Annotated in this window: 6 protein-coding genes and 1 pseudogene; 3 read left to right on the top strand and 4 right to left on the bottom strand. The window is 62.5% G+C overall.

The features are described from left to right. Positions 1–275, bottom strand: a 275-nt coding sequence (locus tag CJ301_RS14910) for an ArsR/SmtB family transcription factor (RefSeq protein WP_099278178.1), incomplete at its 3' end; no start/stop codon positions are given. 56 nt (positions 276–331) lie between these two features. Between CJ301_RS14910 and CJ301_RS14915 the strand changes: the two genes are divergently transcribed. Genes CJ301_RS14915 through CJ301_RS14925 form a run of 3 tightly spaced genes read left to right on the top strand, consistent with a single transcriptional unit; the run spans position 332 to position 2940 of the window. Then, positions 332–1186 (top strand): cation transporter, encoded by an 855-nt coding sequence (locus CJ301_RS14915; protein ID WP_035714447.1) that lies wholly within the window; start codon positions 332–334, stop codon positions 1184–1186. Continuing rightward, entirely contained in the window at positions 1183–1683 is a 501-nt protein-coding gene (gene lspA, locus CJ301_RS14920; protein WP_035714444.1) for a signal peptidase II, read from the top strand. The genes CJ301_RS14915 and lspA overlap by 4 nt, the downstream gene beginning before the upstream one ends. 3 nt (positions 1684–1686) lie before the next feature. Then, entirely contained in the window at positions 1687–2940 is a 1254-nt protein-coding gene (locus tag CJ301_RS14925; RefSeq protein ID WP_035714442.1) for a cytochrome P450, read from the top strand. Here CJ301_RS14925 and CJ301_RS14930 read toward each other — a convergent pair. From CJ301_RS14930 to CJ301_RS14940, 3 genes and pseudogenes are all read right to left on the bottom strand, one after another. Continuing rightward, positions 2924–3583, bottom strand: a complete 660-nt coding sequence (locus tag CJ301_RS14930) for a cation diffusion facilitator family transporter (protein ID WP_082849320.1) — start codon at positions 3581–3583, stop codon at positions 2924–2926. The two genes, CJ301_RS14925 and CJ301_RS14930, sit on opposite strands and share 17 nt — an antisense overlap. A 111-nt stretch (positions 3584–3694) precedes the next feature. Further along, complete coding sequence (locus CJ301_RS14935; protein ID WP_067631010.1) at positions 3695–4309, bottom strand: class I SAM-dependent methyltransferase; 615 nt, start codon at positions 4307–4309, stop codon at positions 3695–3697. 4 nt (positions 4310–4313) lie between these two features. Further along, a pseudogene (locus CJ301_RS14940) lies at positions 4314–4689 on the bottom strand (cytochrome c biogenesis protein CcdA); the annotation flags it as partial.

Raw genomic sequence — 4689 nt, forward strand, 5'->3', positions numbered from 1 at the left:
CTCAGAAGAACCGTGATGCGCGGGCTGCTGATACGGTAGCGGATGAAACGCCCATCGCGATCGCTGGCGACAAGCCCGCACTCCAGCAGGCACCTCAGATGGTTGGAGACGTTGGGTTGCGATAGTTCCGTCCGCTCGACGAGCTCGTGAACGGCCAATGGCTCGTTGCAAAGTGCACCGAGGATGGCCAGGCGGCTCGGGTCCGCGAAGCCGCGGAACAGCTTCGCCCGTCGCTCGATGGTTGCGCTCTTGCGGTCATCGACCAATTGCGCCATATCACTCCTCGCTGATATGTTGTTCTTCGATTCATCCTAGCAGGAATAGCGCGACCATGGCCAACACCGAAAATGCCGGATCGACGGCAGATGTCCCGCCCGTCCGTTACCGGGTTTCCGGTATGGATTGCGCCAAGGATGCCGCGCAGATCGAGCGGGCGGCACAGGCAGCCGGGGTCGCGCCCGGCGATGTGAAAGTGTCGGCCGCGACGCACATCATGACACTGACTGCACCCGAAGTGCGCCTGCCGGACATCGAAAAGGCAGTCGCGGTGACAGGCTATGGCTTCGACCGGATCGAGGGCGATGAAGACATTCCGCCGAATCCTGCCCATCAGGACCCGGCCTACCGCCGTGCCCTCTGGATCGTCGTGATCCTGAACGTGGGATACGGGGTCCTCGAAATGATCGGCGGTTTCATTTCCGGATCGCAGGCCGTGAAGGCCGATGCGCTCGATTTCATCGGCGATGGCGCGATCACCTTCCTCGGCCTGCTGGCCATCGGCTGGAGCCTCGCTTGGCGGGCACGGTCGGCTCTGATCCAGGGCATCTTCCTCGGGCTCCTCGGTCTTGGCGTCCTCGGCACGACCATCGTCCGGGTCTTCGAACAGACGACGCCGGATGCAGGTCTCATGGGCCTGCTCGGTATGATCGCCCTTGTCGTGAACGTCGTCTCCGTTCTGCCGCTGCTGCGATTCCGCAAGGGCGACGCGAACATGCGGGCTGTCTGGCTGTTCTCGCGCAACGACGCTATCGGCAATGCGGCGGTCGTCATCGCCGCCGGTCTCGTGGCGTGGCTGGGCAGCGCGTGGCCCGACCTTATCGTCGCCTTCGGTATCGCCGGACTGTTCCTGCACTCCGCTTGGGCCATCATCCGCGACGCGCGGGGCGATCTGAAGGCGACGGCATGAACGGTCGCGTTCTCGGTGGGCTCTGCGCAATCGCAGCGCTCGGTCTCGATCAGGGCACCAAGGCGCTCGCCCTGACCACACCGGCGCTCGAGAGCGGGGTCGAGGTTTTACCCTTTCTTAACCTCGTGCGGGTTCTGAACGATGGGGTCAGCTTCGGTATGCTCGGCGGGTTCGTACCGTGGTGGGGTCTCATCGCGCTTGCTGGCGTGATCGTGGCATGGCTATTGATCTGGTTATGGCGCGCGCCGGACAGGCTGACAGCTGCCGCTCTCGGTCTGATCATCGGCGGCGCACTCGGCAATATTCTTGACCGCGTACGCTATCAGGCCGTTCCTGACTTTCTCGACTTCCATTACGGATCATACCACTGGCCGTCCTTCAATCTCGCGGACGTAACGATTTTCTGCGGCGCAGCCCTGCTGTTCTGGGACAGCTTCCGCTCTGCGAAGGACAAGCCTGGTCAGAGTGAACGCAAGGAAAACACAACGGGGGTGTAACCCATGTTCGGCATACCATCTGCGAAAGGCTTTGACAGCACACTCGCCCTGCTGCGCAACCCATATGGGTTCATCTCGGAGACCTGCCGCGCACTCGACACAGACCTGTTCGAAACCCGCATCCTCCTTCAAGAGACGATCTGCATGACCGGCGCGGCGGCAGCGGAAGTTTTCTATTCCGAGGATAAACTGATCCGCGCGGGCTCGATGCCGGGCCGCATACAGAAGACCCTGCTGGGCGAAGGCGGCGTTCAGGGATTGGACGGCGCTGCCCACCAGCACCGCAAGAAGATGTTCATGTCACTCATGGGGACCGAGCGGATCGCCGCGCTTCAGGGCACGTCGCTTCACATGTTGGACAAATATGCGCCGGACTGGGAGGCGAGGAACGAGGTCGTCCTCTATGACGAAGTGCGCGAAATGCTCACAAGAGCTGTCTGCGCCTGGGCCAGGGTGCCGCTTGATGAAGCTGAGGTGGCGACCCGAAGGGCGCAGCTTACAGCGCTTTTTCAGGACGCCGGGGCCCTTGGCCCCAAACACTGGCGCGCGCGTCTGGCGCGCCACCGCCTGGAAAAATGGGCAGCACGGCTAATCCAACAGGTCCGCGATGGTGAGCTTCAGCCGACGCAGGAAAGTGCCCTTCATATCATCGCGACATGGCGCGATCTCGATGGGGAGTTGTTGACCCCCAGGGTGGCCGCCGTAGAGCTGTTGAATGTCCTGCGCCCGACCGTCGCGGTATCCGTGTTCATAGTTCAGGCGGCGCATGCTTTACATCGGCATCCCGAGTGGCGGCAAAAGCTGAAGGACGACGAGGGACAGCTCGAACCTTTCGTGCAAGAGGTCCGCCGTCTGTATCCGTTCTTTCCCGCGGTTGCGGCACGGGTGAAGAGCGATTTCGAGTGGCGCGGATATCGCTTTCCCAAAGGGTACAGGGTTCTGCTCGACCTCTACGGCACGAATACCGACGCTCGTTCGTGGGACGCGCCGCAAGAGTTCCGGCCCGAGCGGTTTCACGATCGGGAGGTCACTCCCTACGAGTTCATTCCGCAGGGCGGTGGCGATCACCACAGGAACCACCGTTGTCCGGGCGAGTGGATCGCGATCAGCCAGATGAAGGCGTTTTGCAGTTTCTTCGTGAACGCCATCGACTACGAAGTGCCGGATCAGGATCTGGATCTGGATCTGGAAACCGGAGAACTGCCGCCCATGCCCAAATCTCGGTTCATCATGCGTAACGTCAGGCCTCGGCAGTAGCTTCGCCCTCGTCCGGATCGACCGACCGCGCATCCTTCGTGGCCTCGAACGCCTCCCATGCAACGTAGGGCACGATCAGAAGCGCCGCCACCGGGTCGGCCCACCACCAGCCCATCCATTGCGTCAGACCGATCCCGGCCAACACCACGATCGTCTGATACTGGCAGATCATGGTGTCCTTGGCATCGTACTTCAGGGCGGGCGCATCGAGCCGCTTGCCGTAGCGATACTTGCCCCAGGCGAGGAACGGGTTGGCCACGAGCGAAGCACCCAGAATCGCGATACCCCACCAGTTGAAGCCCGGCGCCTTCTGCGAAATGAAGGCGGAGACCGCCTCGTAGAGGATCGCCGCGACGACGATCCAGAAGGCACAGGCAACCACGTAGAGCGCGACCTTCTTGCGGTGCAGGACCGTGCGCTTGTCGGCACCGTCCACCTCACTCTTCAAGCGCCAGATCAGAGTCGCAGCCGAGGTGGCCTCGACCGTACTGTCGAGGCCCCAACTCACCAGCGCTGCGCTGCCGGTCAGAAGTCCCACGGTGACGGATACGACGACCTCGATGATGTTGTAGACGAGGCTGGCGATCTCGACCCGGATGCCGCGCGTCAGATTGGCCTGCCGGTTATCTTGATGACTGCTCATAACACCTCATCACCGCAAAATTTTCGGCGAAAGTTCGAGGCGAGAATTGGCTACCTTGCCATCAGTTGCGCCACGGATCGAAAGCCGAGATTGTCCTGTTTCCAAGCTTCCTCAGTAGAGGCGAGCTTGTCCCTCATACATGAAAACCAAGGGCTTCGGACCTGTCGCGTAACCGGTGTTGAGCCGCTCCATGCGGAAGCCGCTTGTCTCGATCAAGTCGGCCGTCGGGCGGTCAAGATGGCAGTTCCCGGCGCAGTGTTTCCAGACAGGCGTCAGCCAGCGTTGCCAGCGCCGGATACGGGGTCCGGGCGCCAGGCCATGCTCGACGAAGCGGAAGACGCCATCCGGCTTGAGAACGCGCCGGATCTCGGCGAGAGCCTTCTCCGGTTCCGAAACGCTGCAGAGTGTCCAGGTGGCGACGACGCAATCGACGCTGCGATCTTCGAGCGGCAATGCTTCGGCCACGCCCTCGATCATCTCGGCCGCGGGCATCAGTCCATGGGAGGTTTGCGCGGCCCGAGAGAGGAGTTCGGGCGACGGATCAATACCGATGATCTGGCGCACGGCCTCGGGGTAGAGCGCAATGTTCAGGCCCGAGCCGATTCCGATCTCCAGCACACGCCCATGCAGCCCGGAGATGGCGCGGCGCCGGTAGGGAAGAAGTTGATCCTGGCCCATCGCCAGATGCGTCAGCCGAGGGAGGATATGTTTCTCGTACAGTCGCATCTGTTCACCCGATCCGCGCAAGGACAGGGAAGGTGTCCAGCAGCCAGTAGGCCAGTGCGCTCAACCGCCCGGTCATCATCGCCAGGCCCATCAGGATCATGACGCCGCCCGCAGCCTGATGCAGGCGGCGACCCCAACGACCGATGCCGCGCAGCCTGCCGGCAATACTGTCGGTGAACCCCGCGACGACCAGAAACGGGATCCCAAGGCCGGCCGAGTAGACGGCAAGCAATGCGACGCCCTCGCCAATCGTCGCGCTTGTCGCGCTGGCGGTTAGGATGGCACCGAGGATCGGCCCGATGCACGGTGTCCAGCCGAAACCGAAGGCGAGTCCGAGCACGTAGGAGGCGACCGGTTGCCCGCCCGGCAGGTCGAGATGG

It is taken from the genome of Limimaricola cinnabarinus, from assembly GCF_002723615.1.
Lineage (GTDB): Bacteria > Pseudomonadota > Alphaproteobacteria > Rhodobacterales > Rhodobacteraceae > Limimaricola > Limimaricola cinnabarinus_B.

Bases quoted from the DNA above. Each gene is read 5' to 3' on its own strand.
- CJ301_RS14915 (WP_035714447.1), top strand. From the start codon at position 332: ATGGCCAACACCGAAAATGCCGGATCGACGGCAGATGTCCCGCCCGTC.
- lspA (WP_035714444.1), top strand. From the start codon at position 1,183: ATGAACGGTCGCGTTCTCGGTGGGCTCTGCGCAATCGCAGCGCTCGGT.
- CJ301_RS14925 (WP_035714442.1), top strand. From the start codon at position 1,687: ATGTTCGGCATACCATCTGCGAAAGGCTTTGACAGCACACTCGCCCTG.
- CJ301_RS14930 (WP_082849320.1), bottom strand. From the start codon at position 3,583: ATGAGCAGTCATCAAGATAACCGGCAGGCCAATCTGACGCGCGGCATC.
- CJ301_RS14935 (WP_067631010.1), bottom strand. From the start codon at position 4,309: ATGCGACTGTACGAGAAACATATCCTCCCTCGGCTGACGCATCTGGCG.